At 67.0% G+C, this 21,006-nt stretch carries 22 protein-coding genes and 1 tRNA gene; 13 read left to right on the forward strand and 10 right to left on the reverse strand.

Going from position 1 to position 21,006, the window contains the following annotated elements; all coding sequences use genetic code 11:
• Positions 1-47 precede the first annotated feature (47 nt).
• A complete protein-coding gene (gene mscL, locus U1F38_RS01830; RefSeq protein ID WP_409985348.1) occupies positions 48-461 on the reverse strand; it encodes a large conductance mechanosensitive channel protein MscL in 414 nt (137 codons plus the stop codon).
• A 167-nt stretch (positions 462-628) separates the two neighbouring features.
• On the opposite strand from mscL, the gene petA reads away from it, so the two are divergent.
• The 6 genes from petA to U1F38_RS01860 all read left to right on the forward strand — a co-directional run bounded on the left by petA (position 629) and on the right by U1F38_RS01860 (position 4,840).
• On the forward strand, positions 629-1,255 hold the full coding sequence (petA, locus tag U1F38_RS01835; RefSeq protein WP_409985349.1) for a ubiquinol-cytochrome c reductase iron-sulfur subunit: 627 nt from the start codon (positions 629-631) through the stop codon (positions 1,253-1,255).
• 11 nt (positions 1,256-1,266) lie between these two features.
• Complete coding sequence (locus U1F38_RS01840) at positions 1,267-2,712, forward strand: cytochrome b (RefSeq protein WP_409985350.1); 1,446 nt, start codon at positions 1,267-1,269, stop codon at positions 2,710-2,712.
• A gap of 23 nt (positions 2,713-2,735) precedes the next feature.
• Positions 2,736-3,506 (forward strand): cytochrome c1, encoded by a 771-nt coding sequence (locus U1F38_RS01845; RefSeq protein ID WP_409985351.1) that lies wholly within the window; start codon positions 2,736-2,738, stop codon positions 3,504-3,506.
• A gap of 104 nt (positions 3,507-3,610) precedes the next feature.
• Complete coding sequence (locus tag U1F38_RS01850; protein WP_409985352.1) at positions 3,611-4,222, forward strand: glutathione S-transferase N-terminal domain-containing protein; 612 nt, start codon at positions 3,611-3,613, stop codon at positions 4,220-4,222.
• 22 nt (positions 4,223-4,244) lie between these two features.
• Positions 4,245-4,709, forward strand: coding sequence for a ClpXP protease specificity-enhancing factor (locus U1F38_RS01855; protein WP_409985353.1), 465 nt, complete (start codon positions 4,245-4,247; stop codon positions 4,707-4,709).
• Between the two features lie 55 nt (positions 4,710-4,764).
• Positions 4,765-4,840 (forward strand) — tRNA-Thr (locus U1F38_RS01860).
• A gap of 19 nt (positions 4,841-4,859) precedes the next feature.
• Here the strand turns inward: U1F38_RS01860 and U1F38_RS01865 are convergent.
• Positions 4,860-5,144: a hypothetical protein gene (locus U1F38_RS01865; protein ID WP_409985354.1), complete on the reverse strand. Its 285-nt coding sequence runs from the start codon at positions 5,142-5,144 to the stop codon at positions 4,860-4,862.
• Between the two features lie 223 nt (positions 5,145-5,367).
• Here U1F38_RS01865 and secA point away from each other — a divergent pair, with 223 nt between their 5' ends.
• Genes secA through U1F38_RS01885 form a run of 4 tightly spaced genes read left to right on the forward strand, consistent with a single transcriptional unit; the run spans position 5,368 to position 10,835 of the window.
• Positions 5,368-8,151 (forward strand): preprotein translocase subunit SecA, encoded by a 2,784-nt coding sequence (secA, locus tag U1F38_RS01870; RefSeq protein WP_409985355.1) that lies wholly within the window; start codon positions 5,368-5,370, stop codon positions 8,149-8,151.
• A gap of 38 nt (positions 8,152-8,189) precedes the next feature.
• Positions 8,190-9,419, forward strand: coding sequence for a bifunctional glutamate N-acetyltransferase/amino-acid acetyltransferase ArgJ (argJ, locus tag U1F38_RS01875; RefSeq protein WP_409985356.1), 1,230 nt, complete (start codon positions 8,190-8,192; stop codon positions 9,417-9,419).
• Between the two features lie 58 nt (positions 9,420-9,477).
• Positions 9,478-10,353, forward strand: coding sequence for an ATP-binding protein (locus U1F38_RS01880; protein WP_409985357.1), 876 nt, complete (start codon positions 9,478-9,480; stop codon positions 10,351-10,353).
• The gene (locus tag U1F38_RS01885) at positions 10,350-10,835 is read left to right on the forward strand and encodes an NUDIX domain-containing protein (RefSeq protein ID WP_409985358.1); all 486 of its coding nucleotides are present in this window, start codon (positions 10,350-10,352) and stop codon (positions 10,833-10,835) included. The genes U1F38_RS01880 and U1F38_RS01885 overlap by 4 nt, the downstream gene beginning before the upstream one ends.
• A gap of 51 nt (positions 10,836-10,886) precedes the next feature.
• On the opposite strand, the gene U1F38_RS01890 is transcribed toward U1F38_RS01885, so the two are convergent.
• The 8 genes from U1F38_RS01890 to U1F38_RS01925 all read right to left on the reverse strand — a co-directional run bounded on the left by U1F38_RS01890 (position 10,887) and on the right by U1F38_RS01925 (position 17,859).
• The gene (locus U1F38_RS01890; RefSeq protein WP_409985359.1) at positions 10,887-11,090 is read right to left on the reverse strand and encodes a DNA gyrase inhibitor YacG; all 204 of its coding nucleotides are present in this window, start codon (positions 11,088-11,090) and stop codon (positions 10,887-10,889) included.
• Positions 11,091-11,274: 184 nt separating this feature from the next.
• Positions 11,275-12,030 (reverse strand): cell division protein ZapD, encoded by a 756-nt coding sequence (gene zapD, locus U1F38_RS01895; protein ID WP_409985360.1) that lies wholly within the window; start codon positions 12,028-12,030, stop codon positions 11,275-11,277.
• Positions 12,031-12,055: 25 nt separating this feature from the next.
• Positions 12,056-12,679 (reverse strand): dephospho-CoA kinase, encoded by a 624-nt coding sequence (gene coaE, locus U1F38_RS01900; RefSeq protein ID WP_409985361.1) that lies wholly within the window; start codon positions 12,677-12,679, stop codon positions 12,056-12,058.
• Positions 12,680-12,682: 3 nt separating this feature from the next.
• Entirely contained in the window at positions 12,683-13,525 is an 843-nt protein-coding gene (locus tag U1F38_RS01905; RefSeq protein ID WP_409985362.1) for a prepilin peptidase, read from the reverse strand.
• A complete protein-coding gene (locus U1F38_RS01910) occupies positions 13,525-14,760 on the reverse strand; it encodes a type II secretion system F family protein (RefSeq protein WP_409985363.1) in 1,236 nt (411 codons plus the stop codon). The genes U1F38_RS01905 and U1F38_RS01910 overlap by 1 nt, the downstream gene beginning before the upstream one ends.
• Before the next feature lie 24 nt (positions 14,761-14,784).
• Entirely contained in the window at positions 14,785-16,524 is a 1,740-nt protein-coding gene (gene pilB, locus U1F38_RS01915; protein WP_409985364.1) for a type IV-A pilus assembly ATPase PilB, read from the reverse strand.
• Between the two features lie 155 nt (positions 16,525-16,679).
• Complete coding sequence (gene alkB / locus U1F38_RS01920) at positions 16,680-17,339, reverse strand: DNA oxidative demethylase AlkB (protein WP_409985365.1); 660 nt, start codon at positions 17,337-17,339, stop codon at positions 16,680-16,682.
• Positions 17,340-17,367: 28 nt separating this feature from the next.
• Positions 17,368-17,859: a YqaA family protein gene (locus U1F38_RS01925; protein WP_409985366.1), complete on the reverse strand. Its 492-nt coding sequence runs from the start codon at positions 17,857-17,859 to the stop codon at positions 17,368-17,370.
• A gap of 131 nt (positions 17,860-17,990) precedes the next feature.
• Between U1F38_RS01925 and dusB the strand changes: the two genes are divergently transcribed.
• The 3 genes from dusB to purH all read left to right on the forward strand — a co-directional run bounded on the left by dusB (position 17,991) and on the right by purH (position 20,995).
• Positions 17,991-19,040 carry a tRNA dihydrouridine synthase DusB gene (dusB, locus tag U1F38_RS01930; protein ID WP_409985367.1) on the forward strand — a complete coding sequence of 350 codons (1,050 nt, stop codon included), beginning with the start codon at positions 17,991-17,993 and terminating at the stop codon, positions 19,038-19,040.
• A complete protein-coding gene (locus U1F38_RS01935; RefSeq protein WP_409985368.1) occupies positions 19,037-19,300 on the forward strand; it encodes a helix-turn-helix domain-containing protein in 264 nt (87 codons plus the stop codon). The genes dusB and U1F38_RS01935 overlap by 4 nt, the downstream gene beginning before the upstream one ends.
• Positions 19,301-19,366: 66 nt before the next feature.
• Entirely contained in the window at positions 19,367-20,995 is a 1,629-nt protein-coding gene (purH, locus tag U1F38_RS01940; protein ID WP_409985369.1) for a bifunctional phosphoribosylaminoimidazolecarboxamide formyltransferase/IMP cyclohydrolase, read from the forward strand.
• Positions 20,996-21,006 lie beyond the last annotated feature (11 nt).

Here is a 21,006-nt window from a genome sequence, read left to right on the forward strand (position 1 = left end):
ACGGGCGCCAGCAGCTATCAATAAAAGAGCGACCGAATCTTGCCGCTTCAGCGCTTCAGGCTGTCGCGAATCTCGCGCAGCAGCTGAATGTCCTCCGGCGGCGCCGCGGGTGCCGGCGCCGGCTCTTCCTTTTTCAGGCGGTTGATCTGCTTGACCATCATGAAGATGATGAAGGCCAGCAGGATGAAGTTGACCAGGATGGTGATGAAGTTGCCGTAGGCGAACACGGCGCCGGCCTTCTTGGCCGCGTCCAGGCTCAAGCCCGTCGCCTGGCCGGCCAGCGGAATGTAGTAGTTGGAAAAATCCAGCCCGCCGACCAGCTTGCCGACCAGCGGCATGACCAGGTCGCCCACGATCGAATCGACGATCTTGCCGAATGCGCCGCCGATGATCACGCCGACCGCCAGGTCCATGGCGTTGCCCTTGACCGCAAATTCGCGAAACTCCTGCATCATGCCCATGGTGTGCTTCCCCTTTGATTTGGAACAAGAGGCCTGTATTGTGCGGCAGCGCGCGGGTCGATTGGGCTGCGCCGGTGCCCCTGGCGCGGCGGAGGCCTTGACTTGCTCCGCTACAATCCTTGGCTGATCCGCGTAGAAAAATACCCCTGCCGATTTCGAGGAATGCCATGAGTGACGCCCCACCCAGCAATTTCACCCCCGCGCCCCTGGACAGCAGCAAACGGACTTGGCTGATCGCGTCCAGCGCCGCCGGTGCGGTCGGCACGGTGGCACTGGCCACGCCCTTCGTCGAAAGCTTTTCCCCGTCCGAGCGCGCCAAGGCCGCTGGCGCGGCGGTCGAGGTGGACATCTCCGCTCTCAAGGCCGGCGAGCGCATGATTGTCGAATGGCGCGGCCAGCCGGTGTGGGTGTTCAAGCGCACGCCCGAGATGCTGGCCACCCTCAAGACCACCGAGAGCGAGGTCGCTGACCCGATGTCCAAGCGCACCGATTTTCCGACGCCCGTGTGGGCCCAGAACATCGACCGCGCGCAGGAGGCCCACAAGGACATCCTGGTCGTGGTCGGCATCTGCACGCATCTGGGCTGCTCGCCGGTCGAGAAGTTCAAGGCCGGCCCGCAGCCCTCGCTGCCCGACAACTGGGTCGGCGGCTTTTTCTGCCCCTGCCACGGTTCGACCTTTGATTTTTCCGCGCGCGTGTTCAAGGACAAGCCGGCGCCCGCCAACCTGGTGGTGCCGCCCTACACGTACCTGTCCGACACCCGGCTGTTGATCGGCGAATACAAGAAGGCATAACGAGGCGCGCCATGGCTGAATTCAAGGAAATCTCCCCCAACGCGTCCGCGGGCGCCAAGCTCAACAACTGGTTCGACAACCGGTTTCCGACCCTGTTTGCGGAATACCGCAAGCACATGTCGGAGTACTTCGCGCCCAAGAACTTCAACTTCTGGTACTTCTTCGGCTCGCTGGCGCTCCTGGTGCTGGTCATCCAGATCGTCACGGGCATCTTCCTGACGATGAACTACAAGCCCGACGCCGCCAAGGCCTTCGAGTCGGTCGAGTACATCATGCGTGACGTGCCGGGCGGCTGGTTCATCCGCTACATGCACTCCACGGGGGCATCGGCCTTTTTCATCGTGGTGTACCTGCACATGTACCGCGGCCTGATCTACGGCAGCTACCGCAAGCCGCGCGAGCTGGTCTGGATTTTCGGCTGCGCCATCTTCCTGGCGCTGATGGCCGAAGCCTTCATGGGCTATCTGCTGCCCTGGGGCCAGATGTCCTACTGGGGCGCGCAGGTGATCGTCAATCTGTTTTCGGCCATTCCCTTCATCGGGCCCGATTTGTCGCTGCTGATCCGCGGCGACTACGTGGTGGCCGATGCCACGCTCAACCGCTTCTTCGCGTTTCACGTGATCGCCGTGCCGCTGGTGCTGCTGGGCCTGGTGGTGGCGCACCTGCTGGCGCTGCACGACGTGGGCTCCAACAACCCCGACGGCATCGAAATCAAGAAGGGCCCCAAGGGCAATCGCTGGTCGCCCGACGCGCCGGCCGACGGCATTCCCTTCCACCCCTACTACAGCGTGCATGACATCGTGGGCGTCAGCGTTTTCCTGATGGCCTATTTCGGCATCCTGTTCTTCGCGCCGGAGATGGGCGGTTACTTCCTGGAGTACAACAACTTCATCCCGGCCGACCCGCTGGTCACCCCGCCGCACATCGCGCCGGTGTGGTATTTCACGCCCTTTTATTCCATGCTGCGCGCCACCACCGACACTATGGTGCACGTGCTGATGGTGATCATCGTGCTGGCCGTGATCCTGAACTTCATCAAGTCGCGCAGTTCGACCGCCAAGAAAGGCGCCATCGCCGTGATCGGCCTGATTGCCATCGGCCTGCTGGCCGTGTTTGACGCCAAGTTCTGGGGCGTCGTGGTGATGGGCGGCGCCGTTGTCATCCTGTTCTTCCTGCCCTGGCTGGACCGCAGCCCGGCACGCTCGATCCGCTACCGCCCGGGCTGGCACAAGACGGTGTATGCCGTGTTCCTGATCTGGTTCGCGATCCTGATGGTGCTGGGCATCATGGTGCCGGGCCCGATCTTCTCGCAAGGTTCGCTCGAGTGGCTGACCAACGAGCGCGTGGCGCTGGTGGGCACGCTGTTCTACTTTGGCTTCTTCCTGCTCATGCCCTGGTGGAGTCAGCTGGGCACGCCCAAGCCGGTCCCCGATCGCGTGACCTTCAAGCCCCACTGAAGACGCCCCGGAGCACAACAACCATGACTAGCTGGAAAAAATTCGTCTTCGGATTGGCCCTTGCACTGGGCGCCACCCTCGGGGCCCAGGCCTCGAGCGGCGGTGGCATCGCCTGGGACAAGGCGCCGGGCAAGATCAATGACAACGCGTCGCTGCAAGACGGCGTCAAGATCTTCGTCAACTACTGCCTGAACTGCCACTCGGCCGCCTACATGCGCTTCAACCGCCTGAAGGACATTGGCCTGACGGACGAGCAGATCAAGGACAACCTGCTGTTCACCAGCGACAAGGTGGGCGACATGATGAAGGCGGCCATCGACCCCAAGCAGGCCAAGGCCTGGTTTGGCGCCAACCCGCCCGACCTGACGCTGGTCGCCCGCTCGCGCTCGGGCGCCGGCGGTACGGGTGCCGACTACATCTACACGCTGTTTCGCTCCTACTACCGCGACGATTCCACCCCCACCGGCTGGAACAACCTGGCCTTTCCCAACATCGGCATGCCCCACCCGTTGTGGCAGCTGCAGGGTGAGCGCAAGCCGATCTACAGCACGGTTGAATCGCATGGCCACGAAACCCAGGTCTTCAGCGGCCGCTGGGAGCAGGTCACGCCGGGCACCATGACCCCGCTCGAGTACGACAAGGCGGTGGCCGACCTGGTCAACTACCTCAAGTGGATGGGTGAGCCCGCGCAGAGCAAGCGCGTGGCCATCGGCGTGTGGGTCCTGCTGTTCCTGCTGGTGTTCACGCTCTTCGCGTGGCGCCTGAACGCGGCGTACTGGAAAGACGTCCACTGACAATCATCGTTTGCCGGGCGCTGGCGCGCCCCGGCCTTGCTGGAGTGGGGCGGGCCCGGTCTGGGCTGGCTTCCACTCCTTCGGTTTTAAGGAGTTGACTCGCCATGATGGTGCTGTATTCAGGAACGACTTGCCCGTTTTCGCATCGCTGCCGCTTCGTGCTGTTCGAAAAAGGCATGGACTTCGAGATCCGCGACGTGGATCTGTACAACAAGCCCGAGGACATCAGCGTGATGAACCCCTACGGGCAGGTGCCGATCCTGGTCGAGCGCGACCTGATCCTGTATGAGTCCAACATCATCAACGAATACATCGACGAGCGCTTTCCGCACCCGCAGCTGATGCCGGGCGATCCGGTCGATCGCGCGCGCGTGCGCCTGTTCCTGCTCAATTTCGAGAAAGAGCTGTTCACCCACGTCAGCGTGCTGGAAAACCGCGCCACCAAGAGCAACGAAAAGGCACTGGAAAAGGCGCGCGGCCACATCCGCGACCGCCTGACGCAGATGGCGCCGGTGTTCCTGAAGAACAAGTTCATCCTGGGCGACAACTTCTCCATGCTCGACGTGGCGCTGGCGCCGCTGCTGTGGCGCCTGGACTATTACGGCATCGACCTGTCCAAGAACGCCGCGCCCCTGCTCAAGTACGCCGAGCGCATCTTTTCGCGCCCGGCCTACATCGAGGCGCTGACGCCCTCCGAAAAAGTGATGCGCAAATAAGCCTGCTCACGACTGATTCGCCATGAACGCGCTGGAATCCGCCTCCACCCGTCCGTACCTGATCCGCGCCCTCTACGAGTGGTGCGCGGACAATGCGCTCACCCCTTACGTGGCCGTGCATGCCGACGACAGCGTGCAGGTGCCGCGCGAATACGTGCAAAACGGCGAAATCGTGCTCAACGTCAGCACCGAGGCCACCAGCGGCCTGACGATCGGCAACGAATTCATCGAGTTCAAGGCGCGCTTTGGCGGCGTGCCGCGCGAGATCATCGTGCCCATCGACCGCGTGATCGCCATCTACGCACGCGAGAACGGCCAGGGCATGGCCTTTCCCTTGCAGGTGCGTGCGTCCGGCGCCGACGAGGCGCCTGCGGATGCGCCCGGTGCGCCCAGTCTGGTTGAATCGACCGAGGCGGGCGATCCCCCCGGGCCCGACTCCACGCCCGCGAACGGCCGCAAGCGCCCCGCACTCAAGCGCATCAAATAGGCGTTTGCGGCATTCGTTCGGCCGCTGGCCCCTTGGTTAGAATCGGCGCCGGTTTGCCGCCTTAGCTCAGTTGGTAGAGCACCCGCCTTGTAAGCGGTAGGTCGTCAGTTCGAATCCGACAGGCGGCACCACTGCATCCTCACCGGCGCATCAGCGCGCCGGGTCTTGGTGCACCCGGATCCGGATGCCGGCCACCGGCCGACCATGGGCCTCCAGCGCCAGGCGAAAGGCCGGCAGCAACTGCCGCAGCTTGGCCGCCGCGGCCGAATTGGGCACCAGCAGACACCATTGCGATGCGTCGATCGGCCCGGCCACAACGCTGGCGCGCAGCGCGGGCGGCAGCAGGGGCCGAATGATCTCCAGCCGCGCCGAGGATTCGGCCAGGCGCGCGCGCAGCGGCGCCAGCGCGGCGGCGCCATCCAGAGCGGTGCCCACCGGGATGGCTTGGCGAGACTTCGGGAAAGCTGGCATAGCGGGCAGGGCCGGGACGCGGGGTTCGGCGTGGGTAAAATCGGGAGTTTGTCGCGCTGACGGCTGGACGGCGCCACCCCGTGTTGAACAGGGCGGCGCAGCCCCTATCTTCGCATCATCTGGAACCCACCTACACCGCTGGTTGCACCCTGTGGCGCGACGTTTGCGCAGCGGCGACCGCTCACGCATGGCCACGACCTTCCTCACCAAGATTTTCGGCAGTCGCAACGACCGCCTGCTCAAGCAATACCGCAAAGTCGCGGCCCGCGTCAACGCGCTCGAACCCGAATTCGAAAAGCTCGGCGACGACGAATTGCGTGGCAAGACCCAGCAATTTCGTGACCGCCTGGCTGCCGGCGAGACGCTGGACCAGCTGTTGCCCGAGGCGTTTGCCGTGGTGCGCGAAGCCTCCAAGCGCGTCATGAAGATGCGTCACTTCGACGTGCAGCTGGTGGGCGGCATGGCGCTGCACGAGGGCAAGATCGCCGAGATGCGCACCGGCGAGGGCAAGACGCTCACGGCCACGCTGCCGGTGTACCTGAACGCACTTGAGGGCAAGGGCGTGCACGTGGTCACCGTCAACGACTACCTGGCCAATCGCGACGCGCAGTGGATGGGGCGCCTGTATGGCTTTCTGGGCCTGACGGTGGGCGTGAACCTGCCGCAGATGCCGCGCGAGCAAAAGCAGGCCGCCTACAACGCCGACATCACCTACGGCACCAACAACGAGTATGGCTTCGACTACCTGCGTGACAACATGGTCTACGAGGTGGCCGATCGCGTGCAGCGCAAGCTGAACTACGCCATCGTCGACGAAGTGGATTCGATCCTGATCGACGAGGCACGCACGCCGCTGATCATCAGCGGCCAGGCTGAGGACCACACCGCCATGTACCAGGCCATGAACCAGGTCGCGCCGCTGCTGGTGCGGCAGGAGGGCGAGGCCGACCCGCGCACCGGCGAGGGCGTGACCAAGCCGGGCGACTTCACCGTGGACGAGAAGGCGCACCAGATCTACCTGACCGAGCAGGGCCACGAGACGGCCGAGCGCGTGCTGGTCGAGCGGGGCCTGATCGCCCCCGGCGCCAGCCTGTACGACGCGGCCAACATCGCGCTGATGCACCACCTGTACGCGGCCTTGCGCGCGCATTACCTGTTTCACCGCGACCAGCACTACGTGGTGCAGCAGGGCGAGCAGGGCCCCGAGATTGTCATCGTCGACGAGTTCACCGGCCGCCTGATGAGCGGGCGGCGCTGGAGCGACGGCCTGCACCAGGCGGTGGAGGCCAAGGAGGGCGTGCCCATCCAGGCCGAGAACCAGACTCTGGCCTCGATCACCTTCCAAAACTACTTTCGCCTCTACGGCAAGCTGGCGGGCATGACCGGCACGGCCGACACCGAGGCCTACGAGTTCCAGGAAATCTACGGCCTGGAGACCGTGGTGATCCCGCCCAACCGGCCCAGCAAGCGCGACGACCAACTCGACCGCGTCTACAAGACCACGCCCGAGAAATACACCGCCGCCATCGCCGACATCCGCGCCTGCTACGACAAGGGCCAGCCGGTGCTGGTGGGCACATCGTCGATCGAGAACTCCGAAATCATCTCCGAGCTGCTGCAAAAGGCCAAGCTGCCGCACCAGGTGCTCAACGCCAAGCAGCACGCGCGCGAGGCCGACATCGTGGCGCAGGCCGGCCGGCCCAAGATGATCACCATCGCCACCAACATGGCCGGGCGCGGCACCGACATCGTGCTGGGCGGCAACGTGGACAAGGCCATCGAGGCGCTGGCGCAAGACCCGGCGCTGGACGAGACCGCCCGCAGCGCGCGCGCCGCCGAGCTGCGCGCCCAATGGGAAAAGGATCACGCCCAGGTGGTTGCCCTGGGCGGCCTGCGCATCATCGCCACCGAGCGCCACGAGAGCCGGCGCATCGACAACCAGCTGCGCGGGCGCTCGGGCCGCCAGGGTGACCCGGGCTCCTCGCGCTTTTACCTCAGCCTGGACGATCCGCTGATGCGCATCTTCGCGGGCGACCGCGTGCGCGCCATCATGGACCGCCTGAAGATGCCCGAGGGCGAGGCGATCGAAGCGGGCATCGTCACGCGCAGCATCGAGAGCGCGCAACGCAAGGTCGAGGCACGCAACTTCGACATCCGCAAGCAGCTGCTCGAGTACGACGACGTGGCCAACGACCAGCGCAAGGTGATCTACCAGGAGCGCAACGAAATCCTGGACGCCACCGACCTGAGCGAGCAGATCGCCGCCTTCCGCGAGGGCAGCATGACCGATTTGGCGCGCCAGTACGTGCCGGCCCAGTCGGTCGAGGAGCAGTGGGACATCCCCGGCCTCGAAAAAGTGCTGGCCGAGCAGTGGCAGCTCGATTTGCCGCTGGCCAAGGAGGTCGAGTCCTCCAGCGCCATCACCGACGAGGACATTGCCGAGAAGGTCGTGGACGCGGCCAACCAGAGCTACGCCCGGCGCCTGGAGCAGGTCGGCGGTGAAAACTTTCACCCCTTCGAGCGCGCCGTGCTGCTGCAAAGCATCGACATGCACTGGCGCGAGCACCTGGCCGCGCTCGACTACCTGCGCCAGGGCATTCACCTGCGCAGCTACGGCCAGAAGCAGCCCAAGCAGGAATACAAGCGCGAGGCCTTCGAGCTGTTCGGCCAGCTGCTCGACGTGGTCAAGAACGACGTCACGCGCACGCTGATGACCGTGCGCATCCAGTCCAGCGAGCAGATCGAGCAGGCCGCGCAGGACTTCGAGGCGCGCGGCGAGCGCGTCAGCAACGTCACCTACACGGCCCCGACCGAAACGGGTGAAGCCGAGAGCGTGCCGGAGGCCGCTGCACGCGGCATGGCCGCGGCCGCCGCCAGCGCTGCGCTGACCGTGCCGCGCGTGGGCCGCAACGATCCCTGCCCTTGCGGCAGCGGCAAGAAATACAAGAACTGCCACGGCGCGTTGACGTGACGTGGTGTCCCTGTTCTTTTCAAAGGTCTTGAAACGCCATGCCAGTCAACCTGACCGCCACCGATCCGACGCAACTCCTTCCAGTGGCCGGCGTACGTCTGGGCGTCACCCAAGCCGGCGTGCGCAAGGCGGGGCGCGATGATCTGACGGTGCTGCTGCTGGACGCGGGCGCCAGCGTGGGCGGCGTGTTCACGCAAAACCGCTTTTGCGCCGCGCCGGTGCAGGTCTGCCGCGAGCATCTGGCCGGCGGCGCGCCGATTCGCGCCATCGTCATCAACACCGGCAATGCCAACGCTGGCACCGGCGCGAACGGACTGCAGCGTGCACGCCAGACCTGCGCCGCGGCGGCCGGCCTCCTGCGCATCGACGCGTACCAGGTGCTGCCGCTGTCCACCGGCGTCATCATGGAGCCGCTGCCGGTCGATCGCATCACCGCCGGCCTGCCGGCGGCCATCGCCGCGGCCGGCGCCGATCAATGGGGCCGCGCGGCCAGCGCCATCATGACCACCGACACCGTGCCCAAGGCCTTCAGCGCCACGGCGCGCGTGGGCGGCGCCGAGGTCACCGTCACCGGCATCAGCAAGGGCGCCGGCATGATCCGTCCCAACATGGCCACCATGCTGGGCTTTGTCGCCACCGACGCCTGCATCGATGCGGCGCTGCTCACCCCGCTGGCGCGCGAGCTGGCCGAGGGCTCGTTCAACCGCGTCACGGTCGATGGCGACACGTCCACCAACGACAGCTTCCTGCTCATCGCCACCCAGCGGGCCGGAAACGCGCCCATCACCACGTTCGATTCGGCCGACGCGCAGGCGCTCAAGGCCGCGCTGCTCCAGGTGGCGCGCCAGCTGGCCCAGGCCATCGTGCGTGACGGCGAAGGCGCCACCAAGTTCATCACCGTGCGCGTTGAAGGCGGGCGCGACGCCGCCGAATGCCGCCAGGTGGCCTACGCCATCGCGCATTCGCCCCTGGTCAAGACCGCGTTCTTCGCCAGCGACCCCAACCTGGGGCGCATCCTGGCCGCCGTGGGCTATGCCGGCATCGCCGACCTCGACCAGACTCGCATCGACCTGCACCTGGACGACGTGCACGTGGCCACTGGCGGCGGGCGCCACCCGCAGTACCGCGAGGAGGACGGCCAGCGCGTGATGAAGCAGGCCGAGATCACCGTGCGCGTGGGCCTGGGCCGTGGCACGGCGCACGACACGGTCTGGACCTGCGACCTGAGCCACGACTACGTGAGCATCAACGCCGACTACCGGTCTTGATGGAGAACTATTGATTTGATAGCTGTCGGCGCTTGTTGCATGGGCGCTGGAGGCCCTTATGACTGAATCCCTGGCACGCCTGGTCGAACGGGCCGAGCAACTCATCACCCGCATCGAGGCCGTCTTGCCTCAGCCCCTGGGCGCTCCCGACTGGAGCCAGGCCGTGGCCTGGCGCTACCGCAAGCGGGCCTCGGGCATGGGCGCGCTGGAGCCGGTGCGGCATCTGGCCGCGATGGCCTTGTCCGACCTGAAGGAAATCGACGCGCAGAAGGACAAGATCGAGCGCAACACGCGCCAGTTCGTCGAAGGCCGGCCGGCCAACAACGTGCTGCTGACCGGCGCGCGCGGCACCGGCAAGTCCTCGCTCATCAAGGCCTGCCTGAACGCCTTTGCACCGCAGGGCCTGCGCCTGATCGAGGTGGACAAGGCCGACCTGGTGGACCTGCCCGACATCGTCGAGGTGGTGAGCGAGCGACCCGAGAAGTTCATCGTCTATTGCGACGATTTGAGCTTTGACGAAGGCGAGCCCGGCTACAAGGCGCTGAAAAGCATTCTGGACGGCAGTGTGGCCGCCAGCACCCCCAACGTGCTGGTGTACGCCACCAGCAACCGCCGCCACCTGCTGCCCGAGTACATGAAGGAAAACCTCAGCTACACCCATACCGAGGATGGCGAGGTGCACCCCGGCGAAGTGGTCGAGGAAAAGATTTCACTGTCCGAGCGCTTTGGCCTGTGGGTCAGCTTTTATCCCTTCACGCAGGCCGAGTATCTGGCCATTGCGGCCCAGTGGCTCAGCGCCCTGGGCGCCAGCCCCGCGCAGATCGAGGCCGCGCGGCCCGAGGCCCTGGTGTGGGCGCTCGAGCGCGGCTCGCGCTCGGGCCGCGTGGCCTGGCAGTTCGCGCGCGACTTCATGGGCCGCGGTGCCGCGGCGTGACCGGCGCGCCGATTCGCGCCGACGCGCACCTGCCGCGCCAGGACGGTGCCGAGGGCGGGCAACGCCCGGTGACCGAGGTGGCCGTCGGCATCCTGACTCAGCCCGATGGCCGCTTCCTGCTGACTTCGCGCCCGCCGGGCAAGGTCTATGCGGGCTATTGGGAGTTTCCGGGCGGCAAGCTGGAGCCTGGCGAGAGCGTGGAGCAGGCGCTGGCGCGCGAGCTGCACGAAGAGCTGGGCGTGGCAATCGATCCTGCCGCCGTCACCCGCTGGCGCGAGCAGCTGGTGGACTATCCGCACGCCCTGGTTCGGCTGCATTTTTGTCGCGTCACGGCGTGGCGTGGCGCGCTGCAAATGCGCGAGGGCCAGCAAGCCGCGTGGGAGCGCCTGCCGGTGGGCGTGCAGCCGGTGCTGGCGGGCACGCTGCCCGTGCTGCAATGGTTGCGCGAGGAGGTGGGTGACGAGCGCCTTCGTCCGGCGTGACGAGCCCGCCCGGCGTGGGTGGACCAGCCTGATCCGGCGTGGGTGCCCGGGTCAATGCGGCGGCTGCGCGGGCGGCTCATCCGGCTCGTCCTGCGCCTCGACGCGAAAGCGCTCGTTGGCCCAGTCGCCCAAATCGTGCAGCTTGCAGCGCTGGCTGCAAAACGGCCGCCAGGGGTTGTCCGGCGCATAGCGGCTGGGGCCGCCGCACGCGGGGCAGCGCACGGTGCGCGCCGGGGCGGGCGTGTGGCTGTTCACTGGGCCACCCTGCGCGCTGCGCGCTGCGGGATTCGCGCTTGGGAGCGGCCCGGCGCGCAGATTGCACCAACCCTGCGCGCTGCGCGCTGCGGGATTCGCGCTTGGGAGCGGCCCGGCGCGCAGATTGCACCAACCCTGCGCGCTGCGCGCTGCGGGATTCGCGCTTGGGAGCGGCCCGGCGCGCTCATGCGCACAGCGCCAGCTCGAAGGGGGCGTCGACGCGCTCGGCCTGCAACTTGCCGTCGGGCTGCAGGCGCATCAGACGCACGGACACCGCCAGCCGGTTGCCGCTGATTTCGGGCACCAGGCCCAGCGACTCGTCCAGCCGCAGGCGCAGCAGCTGAACGCTGCGGCCCTGCGGCAGGCCCATCTGGTATTGACCGGCCGTGGCGGTCAGCATGCGCGGCTTGCCGGTGTCGCGCAGGATTTGCAGCAGCAGCGTGATGGCTTGCGCCATGGGCCCCAGCGAGGCCACCCAGCGCTGCAAATCGGCGCGTCGGCTGGCCGCCTGGCCGTGTTGCCAGGCGTGATAGGCTGGCAGATCAAAGCCGCAGGTGCCGCCCGGGATGGCGGCGCGGCTGCGGATGCCCATCAGCCAGTCGTTGTCGGTCAGCTCGTGGCCGGGCTTGCCCAGCTGCTGGTTGAGTTGGCTGAAGGCGTCGTCCAGGCGGGCCAGGACGACGTTCAGCGAAACCTCCGAGATGGCGGGGTTGCCGCGGTACGCGGCCATCTGCGACTTTTGCTTTTCCAGGTCCTTGAGCACGTCCGACTTCAGGTCGGCGCGGCTCGTCACGTCCATGATCTCGAACAGGGTGACCAGCGCAAAGTGGTGGTCCAGCGCCGCCTCGCGCGGCAACAACTGGCCCAGGCGGCCGAACAGGTGCTCGAGCCGAAGATAAGTGCGAATGCGTTCGTTGAATGGGTACTCGTACAGAATCACGCGCGGGCTTCCAGGCTGGGGCGCATCATAGCCCCAAGCGCCGCGCGAGGATGTCGATCTGGACACCCAGTTCACGCACCGACACATCTTCACCGTTGAACAGCACCCAGTCGGCGGCCGCCAGCCGCTGGGCGCGCGAGGCCTGCGCGGCCAGGATGGACTCGATCTCGCCGCGCGCCAGGCCGCTGCGGGTGATCACGCGCGCCACCTGCACCTCGGGCGGGCAGTCGAGCACCAGCACACGATCGAGCCGCGCGCGCCAGCGCGCGCCGCCTTCCACCAGCAGGGGGATGTCGAACACCAGCCAGGCATGGCCCGCCTGGTGCGCCGCGCGGGTCTGGCGCTCGATCTCCTGGCTGACCAGCGGATGGATGATGGCCTCCAGCCGTTGGCGCGCGCCGGGGTTGCCGTACACCTGCGCGCGCATGGTGGCGCGGTCCAGTGCACCGTCGGCGCCGATCGACTGCGGGCCGAAGGCGGCGGCGATGGCCGGCAGTGCAGTGCCACCGGCGGCCGTGGTGGCGCGCGAGATGGCGTCGGCGTCGATGATGGCGGCGCCATGCGTGGCCAGCAGGGCGGCCACCGTGCTCTTGCCGCTGCCGATGCCGCCGGTCAGGCCCAGGTGCAGGGGCGGGGCGCGGCCGGCCATGGCCTACAAGCCGATGACGCGCAGGATGGCCGCCGGGCCAAACACCATGGCCGTGAGGCCGGCCAGGGCCAGGAAGGGGCCAAAGGGCATCACGCCGCCCTCGCGCAGCGCGTGCGAGAGCTTCATGCCGATGCCGATCACTGCGCCGATCACCGACGCCATCAGGATGATGGGCGCCAGCGCCGGCCAGCCGAACCAGGCGCCCAGGGCGCCAAACAGCTTGAAGTCGCCGTAGCCCATGCCTTCCTTGCCGGTGACGAGCTTGAAGGCCCAGTACACCGCCCACAGCGACAGGTAGCCCGCCACCGCGCCCCAGACGGCCTGCGCCAGCGGCACGCCGGTCCAGCCCAGTGCGGCGGCGATCAGCCCGGCCCACAGCAGGGGCAGGGTCAAATCGTCGGGCAGCAGCGTGGTGTCCCAGTCGATCAGGGTCAGCGCCACCAGCAGGGCGGAGAACCCGCACCACGCGGCCGCTGCCGGGGTCCAGCCCCAGCGCCAGGCGCACCACGCAAAGAGCAGGCCCGTGGCCATCTCGACCAGCGGATAGCGCGCGCTGATGCGGGCGTGGCATTGGGAGCAGCGCCCGCGCAGCAGCAACCAGCTGACCATGGGGACGTTTTCGAACCAGCGGATGCCGTGGCCGCAGTGTGGGCAGCGCGAGCGCGGCGTGAGCAGGTTGAAGGGCGCTTGCTCGGGCGCGGCCTGGCCGTTCAGGTCGGCGCATTGCTCGACCCACTGGCGCTCCATCATCTTGGGCAGCCGGTGGATGACGACGTTGAGAAAACTGCCGATCAGCAAGCCCAGCACGCCGCCGGCGGCGGCCTGCAACCACAGAGGTTCGAGCATCAGACGACCTGGCCCAGCTTGAAGATGGGCAGGTACATCGACACCACGATGCCGCCGATGATGGTGCCCAGCACCACGATGATGATGGGCTCCATCAGGCTGGACAAGCCGGCCACCATTTCATCGACCTCGGCCTCGTAGAAGTCGGCGGCCTTGCCCAGCATGTGGTCGAGCGAGCCGGATTCCTCGCCGATGGCGCTCATCTGCAGCACCATGCTGGGGAAGATGTGGACGTTGGTCATGGCGGTGGTCAGGCTGGTGCCGGTGGACACCTCCTGCTGGATCTTGTCGGTGGCCAGCTTGTAGACCGAGTTGCCCGAGGCGCCGCCCACCGAGTCGAGCGCCTCGACCAGGGGCACGCCGGCGGCGAACATGGTGGACAGCGTGCGCGTCCAGCGCGCGATGACGGATTTCTCGATCAGCTCGCCGAAGATCGGCAGCTTGAGCAGCAGCCGGTCCATGAACATCTGCATCTTCTCGTTGCGCTTCCAGGCCTGCATGAAAAAGTAGAACCCGAAGCCGATGCCGCCGAAGATCAGCCACCACCACTGCACGAAGAATTCGCTGATGGCGATCACCAGCAGCGTGGGCGCGGGCAGGTCGGCGCCGAAGGACGTGAACACTTCCTTGAAGGCCGGGATCACGAAGATCATGATGACCGAAACCACCACGAAGGCCACCACCAGCACCGCCACCGGGTACATCAGGGCCGACTTGATCTTGGACTTGATCGCCTCGGTCTTTTCCATGTAGGTGGCCAGGCGGTCGAGCAGGCTGTCCAGGATACCGGCGGCCTCGCCAGCCTCGACCAGGTTGCAGTACAGGCTGTTGAAGTAGATCGGGTACTTGCGAAACGCCGCCGACAGCGAGGTGCCGGTCTCGACGTCGGTGCGGATGTCGTTGAGCAGTTTGGTCACGCTGGGGTTGGGGTTGCCGCGCCCGACGATGTCGAAGGCCTGCAAGAGCGGCACGCCGGCTTTCATCATGGTGGCCAGCTGGCGCGTGAAGATGGCGATGTCCCTGGGCTTGATCTTCTTGCCCGAGCGCATGCGGCGCTTTTTCAGCTTGGTGACGATGATGCCCTGGCGGCGCAGCGTGGCGTGGACCTGGTTTTCACCGCCGGCGCGTGTCTCGCCGCGCACCACCTTGCCGTTGCGGTCCTTGCCTTCCCACTCGTAGACGGATTCCTTGACGCCGCGGCGCGGCGTCGATCGGGTTGCGGTTTGGGTTGCCATGACGTGGATTTCGGTTGGATCGGCTTATTGATTGGTGCAGGCCAGAACTTCTTCGAGCGAGGTGACGCCCAGCCGCACCTTGTGCAGACCGGATTGACGCAGCGAGCGCACGCCCTCGGCGCGGGCCTGCTCGGCGATTTCAAGGGCACTGCCGTCGGCCAGGATGATGCGTTGCAGCTCCTCGCTGATCGGCATCACCTCGTAGATGCCCACGCGCCCCTTGTAGCCGTTGTTGCAGGCATCGCAGCCCACCGGCCGATAGGGCGTCCAGCTGCCGTCGATCTCGCTTTCGGGAAAGCCGGCATCGAGCAGGTTCTCGTGCGGGATGTCGGCCGGCTGCTTGCACTTGGCGCACAGGCGCCGCGCCAGGCGCTGCGCGGTGATCAGGATCACGCTGGAGGCGATGTTGAAGGGCGCGATGCCCATGTTGCGCATGCGCGTGAGCGTGGTGGGCGCATCGTTGGTGTGCAGCGTGGACAGCACCAGGTGGCCGGTTTGCGCGGCCTTGATGGCGATGTCGGCGGTTTCCAGGTCGCGGATTTCGCCGACCATGATGACGTCCGGATCCTGGCGCAGGAAGGCGCGCAGGGCCACGGCAAAGGTCAGGCCGGCCTTTTCGTTGACGTTGACCTGGTTGACGCCCGGCAGGTTGATTTCGGACGGGTCTTCGGCCGTCGAGATGTTGACGCCGGGCTTGTTCAGCAGGTTCAGGCAGGTATAGAGCGACACCGTCTTGCCCGAGCCCGTGGGGCCGGTGACCAGGATCATGCCGTACGGGCGCTCGATGGCGGTCAGCAGGCGCGTCTTTTCCTCGGGCTCGTAGCCCAGCGCCTCGATGCCCATGCGGGCGCTGCTGGGGTCCAGAATGCGGATGACGATCTTTTCGCCGAACAGCGTGGGCAGGGTGCTGACGCGAAAGTCGATCACGCGGTCAGGGCCCACCTTGAGCTTCATGCGACCGTCTTGCGGGATGCGCTTTTCGGCAATGTCCAGGCGCGAGATCACCTTGATGCGCGAGGCCAGCTTTTCCTTGATGGCCACGGGCGGGGAGATGATCTCCTGCAACTCGCCGTCGATGCGAAAGCGCACGCGGTACTGGTGCTCGTAGGGCTCGAAATGCAGGTCCGACGCGCCCAGGCCGATGGCGTCGAGCAGCACCTTGTGCAAAAACTTGACCACCGGGGCGTCTTCGACGTCCGAGGGGGCGTCTTCGGTGGTGTCGGGCGGCGCGTCCGAGCTCAGGGCGGCCTCGTCAAAGTCGAAGCCGGTGCCGATGATGCTGTCCATCGAGTCGGCGACGGACTTGCCGTGCTTTTCGACCAGACGGGCGATCTTGTCGAACTCGCCGATCACCCACTCAACGCCCATCTGGGTGACGAACTTGATCTTTTCGGCGGCCTCGTGATCCGAGGGATCGGCCGTCACGACCACCAGGCGCCCGCCGCGCTTGCTGAGCGCCAGCAGCCGGTATTTCAGGGTCAGCTTGACGTCCAGCAAGTCCTTGGGCAGGCGCACCGGATCGAGCGCATCCACATCGATCAGCGGTGCCGAGAAGGCCTGCGCCAGCGTGTGGGCCAGGTCGGACGCCGAAATCGCGCCCGACTGGATCAGCTCGGGGATAAAGGCCTCGCCGGATGTCAGGGCCTTGCGGTGCACCTCCTCGGCGGCTTTTTGGCTGATCTTGCCGGCCATGACCAAGGCCCGGCCGACACCCGGCAGGGCGGCGGACAGGGGTTCTCGGAGGGACGATTCGGAAACGGCCATTGAAAACGCTCAGACAACGGAAATCTTAACGATCATCGCCCATACGTGAGTATCTGTAAACGATTGAATGCCCGCATTGTGTGTCGCAGTCAACAAAATCGGCCCCAACGACGCAAGAAAGCGGCCGAATGGTGTTGCAGCGGCCCAAATGCGCCCTAACCCGCCCGTCGGAACGTCAGGTTGATGCGCTGCGCCCCGGTGAGGGGGTGCTGCCCTGCGCCGATGGGGGCCACGCCGTGAAAACGCAGGCGGTCGCGCCCGCCCCAGACGGCGACATCGCCATGAAACAGCGGCACGCGCAGGCAGGGGTCCGCGCGGCGCGCGCCGCCCCACAGGAAGGTGGCGGGCAAACCCAGCGATACCGAGACGATGGGCCAGCCGAAGTCGCGCTCGTTTCGATCCTGGTGCAGCGACAGCCGCGTGCCCGGCGTGTAGCAGTTGAGCAAACAGGCGTCGGGCGTGAAGCCGTCGAATCCGGCGGACTGGGCGGCGTCATGTGCCAACCGGCCGAACGCGGGTGGCATGGCCGGCCAGGCCTGTCCGCTGTCCGGGTCGTCCGGGCGATAGCGGTAGCCGGCGCGGCTGCTGGTCCAGCCCAAGGGCCCGCAGTTGGTCAGCGGCACCGACATGCTCTGGCCGCCCGGCGTGAGCATGTGGCGAAACGGCGCCTGCGCCACGACGGCTTGCAGCGTGTCCCACAGCGCCTGCGCCTGCGCCAGCGCCCAGCCGCGCAGCACCACGGCCTGAGGCCCCAGCGCCGTGCGCGTGCCGGCCAGCGGCGCCTGGTCGGCAAACAGATCGGTCGTGTCGGGCATGGGCGGTCGCGGCAGGCGGGTCGGGCCGTCACGGTGGCGCCAGGCTTACGGGTTGGGGCCACAGGTACAGCAGGCCGGCCGTCATGACCAGGTAGCGCGCGAATTTCCCGGCCAGCATCCAGCCGGCGCAGGGGGCCAGCGGCAGGCGCAGCCAGCCGGCGACGGCGCACAGGGGGTCGCCCACCACGGGCAGAAAGGAGAAAAAGCAGGCCCGCGGCCCCAGGCGGCGCAGCCAGTCCAGCGCGCGCAGGTGGGTGGGCGAGTGGCGGTAGCGGTCCAGCATCTGGTGCGCCCCCCAACCCATCCACCAGGTCACGATCCCGCCCAGGGTGTTGCCCAGCGTGGCCACGCCGATGGCGGGCCAGAACAGCGCGGGGCTCAGCTTGATGAGGCCGAACACCGCCGGCTCCGAGCCCAGCGGCAGCAGGGTGGCCGAGACGAAGGCCACCACGAACACGGTGGACAAGCCGTATTCGGGCAGCGCCAGCGCCTGCAGCAGAGAGTTGAACCACGCTTCCATCCAAGGCGCAAGTGTAGGCGGGTGGCGCCAACACCCCGCGGGGTACGCAAGGATTTTGATTGCTGAAATTTTGGGCAGCTAGAATTCATGCCTTTCCCCTGCCGATCGCTTGCCGCGGCAGCGCGCGCCCGATGCAGATTGGTCCCTACGTCCTTCCCAACCGGTTGTTTGTCGCCCCCATGGCGGGGGTGACGGACCGGCCGTTTCGCCAGCTGTGCCGCGCCTTCGGCGCTGGCTATGCGGTCAGCGAAATGGTGACCTCGCGGCGCGATCTGTGGCACACGCTCAAGACCTCGCGGCGCGCCGATCACGCGGGTGAGCCGGGGCCGATCGCGGTGCAGATCGCCGGCACCGACGCCGCCATGATGGCCGAGGCCGCGCGCTACAACATCGACCGCGGCGCGCAGATCATCGACATCAACATGGGCTGCCCGGCCAAGAAGGTGTGCGACCGATGGGCCGGCAGCGCGCTGATGCGCGACGAGCCGCTGGCGCTGTCCATCATCGAGGCGGTGGTGGCAGCCTGCGCGCCGCACGGCGTGCCGGTGACCCTGAAGATGCGCACCGGCTGGTGCGCGCAGGTCAAGAACGCCCTGGCCATCGCCCGCGCGGCCGAGCAGGCGGGCGTGCACATGGTCACGGTCCACGGGCGCACGCGAGAGCAGGGTTACAAGGGCGAGGCCGAGTACGAAACGATTGCCGCCGTCAAGGCCGCCCTGCGCATTCCGGTGGTGGCCAATGGCGACATCGACTCGCCCGCCAAGGCCCGCACCGTGCTGGCCGCCACCGGCGCCGACGCGCTGATGATCGGCCGCGCGGCCCAGGGCCGGCCCTGGATCTTTCGCGCCATCGCGCACCACCTGGCCACGGGGCAGGACCTGGCACCGCCCCTGGTGCTGGAGGTGCGGCGCGCCCTGCTGGGGCATTTGCGGGACCATTACGCGCTGTACGGCGAGCACACCGGCGTGCGCTCGGCGCGCAAGCACATCGGCTGGTGTGTGCGCGCGCTGCCGGGCGGCGAGGCGTTTCGCGCCCACATGAACGCCATCGAGTCCGCCGCCGCGCAATGGCAGGCCGTGGCCGATTTTTTTGACGAACTGGCGCAGGCGCACGAACGCCTGCCGCAGGCCGACGCTGCCGCAGCCGTTGGCCAGGGGGTGGAGGCCCCGACCCAGGCATGAGCACCAAGAACCAGAACCAAAGCCCCATCGAGCACAGCGTGCGCGCCAGCCTGGAAGCCTACTTTCGCGACCTGGACGGCACCGAGCCCGACGGCCTGTACGACATGCTGATCCGCGCCGTCGAAAAACCGTTGCTCGACGTGGTGATGCACCACGCCGACCACAATCAGAGCCGCGCCGCCGAGTGGCTGGGGCTGAACCGCAACACCTTGCGCAAGAAGCTCATCGAGCATCGCCTGGTGACGACGGACAAATCCTGATTCGATAGCTGCCTGCGCTTGCCACGCCTGGGCAAAACCCATTCTTGACTTGAAACTTCGCTGCTCATGACCACTGCGCTGATCTCCGTCTCCGACAAAACCGGCGTGCTTGAATTCGCCCAAGGCCTGCACGCGCTGGGCGTGCGCCTGCTGTCCACCGGCGGCACCGCCCGGCTGCTGCAGGACGCCGGCCTGCCCGTCACCGAGGTGGCCCAGCACACCGGCTTTCCCGAGATGCTGGACGGCCGCGTGAAGACCCTGCACCCCACCATCCACGGCGGCCTGCTGGCGCGGCGCGACCTGCCCGGGCACATGGCGGCGCTGCAAGCGCACGGTATCGACACCATCGACCTGCTGGTGGTCAACCTCTACCCCTTCGAGGCCACGGTGGCCAAGGCCGGTTGCACCTTGGCCGACGCGATCGAGAACATCGACATCGGCGGGCCGGCCATGGTGCGCAGCGCGGCCAAGAACTGGCGCGACGTGGCGGTGCTGACCGACGCCGGCCAATACGCCGGCGTGCTGGCCGAGATGAAGGCCGGCGCCATCAGCCTCAAGACCAAGTTCGCCCTGTCGGTGGCCGCCTTCAACCGCGTGAGCGACTACGACGGCGCCATCAGCGACTACCTGTCCGCTATCGATTTCGATGCTGTCGGCGCTGACGAGGTGCCTGCCAGGGGCCTTTTTCCTTCGCACAGCAACGGCCGCTTCGTCAAGCTGCAGGACCTGCGCTACGGCGAGAACCCGCACCAGCAGGCCGCCTTCTACCGCGACCTGTACCCGGCGCCCGGATCGCTGGTCACGGCCCGGCAGTTGCAGGGCAAGGAGCTGAGCTACAACAACATCGCCGATGCCGACGCGGCCTGGGAGTGCGTCAAGCAGTGGGGCGCGGGAGTTTCAGCGAGCCCGGGCGCGGCCGCCGCGTGCGTCATCGTCAAGCACGCCAACCCCTGCGGCGTGGCCCTGGGCACGAGCGCGCTGGACGCCTATCAAAAGGCCTTCCAGACCGATCCCACCAGCGCCTTCGGCGGCATCATCGCCTTCAACGTGCCGGTCGATGGCGCCGCGGCCGAAGCCGTGAGCAAGCAGTTCGTCGAGGTGCTGCTGGCGCCCGCCTTCACGCCCGAGGCGCTGGCGGTGTTCAAGGCCAAGGCCAACGTGCGCGTGCTGCAAATCTCGCTCGGTGGCGTGCAGCCCGATGGCGCCACGGCTTGGGCGCGCGGGCACAACCTGATGGAAGTCAAGCGCGTGGGCTCGGGCCTGCTGATGCAGACCGCCGACTTTCACGACCTGAAGCTGGCGGACCTGAAAGTGGTGACGCGCCAGCAGCCCACGCCCGAGCAACTGCAGGACCTGCTGTTTGCCTGGAAGGTGGCGCAGTACGTCAAGAGCAACGCCATCGTCTTTTGCGCCAAAGGCATGACGCTGGGCGTGGGCGCGGGCCAGATGAGCCGGCTGGATTCGGCGCGCATTGCGTCCATCAAGGCCGAGGCCGCGGGCCTGTCGCTCAAGGGCTCGGCCGTGGCCAGCGACGCCTTCTTCCCCTTCCGCGATGGCCTGGACGTGGTGATCGACCACGGCGCCACCTGCGTCATCCAGCCCGGCGGCTCGATGCGCGACCCCGAGGTGATCGACGCCGCCAACGAGCGCGGCGTGGCCATGGTGTTCACCGGGGTGCGGCACTTTCGGCACTGAAATGAAACACC

It is taken from the genome of Ottowia sp. (assembly GCF_046348305.1).
Lineage (GTDB): Bacteria > Pseudomonadota > Gammaproteobacteria > Burkholderiales > Burkholderiaceae_C > Ottowia.

Bases quoted from the DNA above. Each gene is read 5' to 3' on its own strand.
- U1F38_RS01855 (WP_409985353.1), top strand. From the start codon at position 4,245: ATGAACGCGCTGGAATCCGCCTCCACCCGTCCGTACCTGATCCGCGCC.
- petA (WP_409985349.1), top strand. From the start codon at position 629: ATGAGTGACGCCCCACCCAGCAATTTCACCCCCGCGCCCCTGGACAGC.
- alkB (WP_409985365.1), bottom strand. From the start codon at position 17,339: ATGCCCGACACGACCGATCTGTTTGCCGACCAGGCGCCGCTGGCCGGC.
- U1F38_RS01905 (WP_409985362.1), bottom strand. From the start codon at position 13,525: ATGCTCGAACCTCTGTGGTTGCAGGCCGCCGCCGGCGGCGTGCTGGGC.
- U1F38_RS01935 (WP_409985368.1), top strand. From the start codon at position 19,037: ATGAGCACCAAGAACCAGAACCAAAGCCCCATCGAGCACAGCGTGCGC.
- U1F38_RS01925 (WP_409985366.1), bottom strand. From the start codon at position 17,859: ATGGAAGCGTGGTTCAACTCTCTGCTGCAGGCGCTGGCGCTGCCCGAA.
- dusB (WP_409985367.1), top strand. From the start codon at position 17,991: ATGCAGATTGGTCCCTACGTCCTTCCCAACCGGTTGTTTGTCGCCCCC.
- coaE (WP_409985361.1), bottom strand. From the start codon at position 12,679: ATGGCCGGCCGCGCCCCGCCCCTGCACCTGGGCCTGACCGGCGGCATC.
- U1F38_RS01840 (WP_409985350.1), top strand. From the start codon at position 1,267: ATGGCTGAATTCAAGGAAATCTCCCCCAACGCGTCCGCGGGCGCCAAG.
- purH (WP_409985369.1), top strand. From the start codon at position 19,367: ATGACCACTGCGCTGATCTCCGTCTCCGACAAAACCGGCGTGCTTGAA.
- mscL (WP_409985348.1), bottom strand. From the start codon at position 461: ATGGGCATGATGCAGGAGTTTCGCGAATTTGCGGTCAAGGGCAACGCC.
- argJ (WP_409985356.1), top strand. From the start codon at position 8,190: ATGCCAGTCAACCTGACCGCCACCGATCCGACGCAACTCCTTCCAGTG.
- U1F38_RS01845 (WP_409985351.1), top strand. From the start codon at position 2,736: ATGACTAGCTGGAAAAAATTCGTCTTCGGATTGGCCCTTGCACTGGGC.
- secA (WP_409985355.1), top strand. From the start codon at position 5,368: ATGGCCACGACCTTCCTCACCAAGATTTTCGGCAGTCGCAACGACCGC.
- U1F38_RS01910 (WP_409985363.1), bottom strand. From the start codon at position 14,760: ATGGCAACCCAAACCGCAACCCGATCGACGCCGCGCCGCGGCGTCAAG.
- pilB (WP_409985364.1), bottom strand. From the start codon at position 16,524: ATGGCCGTTTCCGAATCGTCCCTCCGAGAACCCCTGTCCGCCGCCCTG.
- U1F38_RS01850 (WP_409985352.1), top strand. From the start codon at position 3,611: ATGATGGTGCTGTATTCAGGAACGACTTGCCCGTTTTCGCATCGCTGC.
- U1F38_RS01880 (WP_409985357.1), top strand. From the start codon at position 9,478: ATGACTGAATCCCTGGCACGCCTGGTCGAACGGGCCGAGCAACTCATC.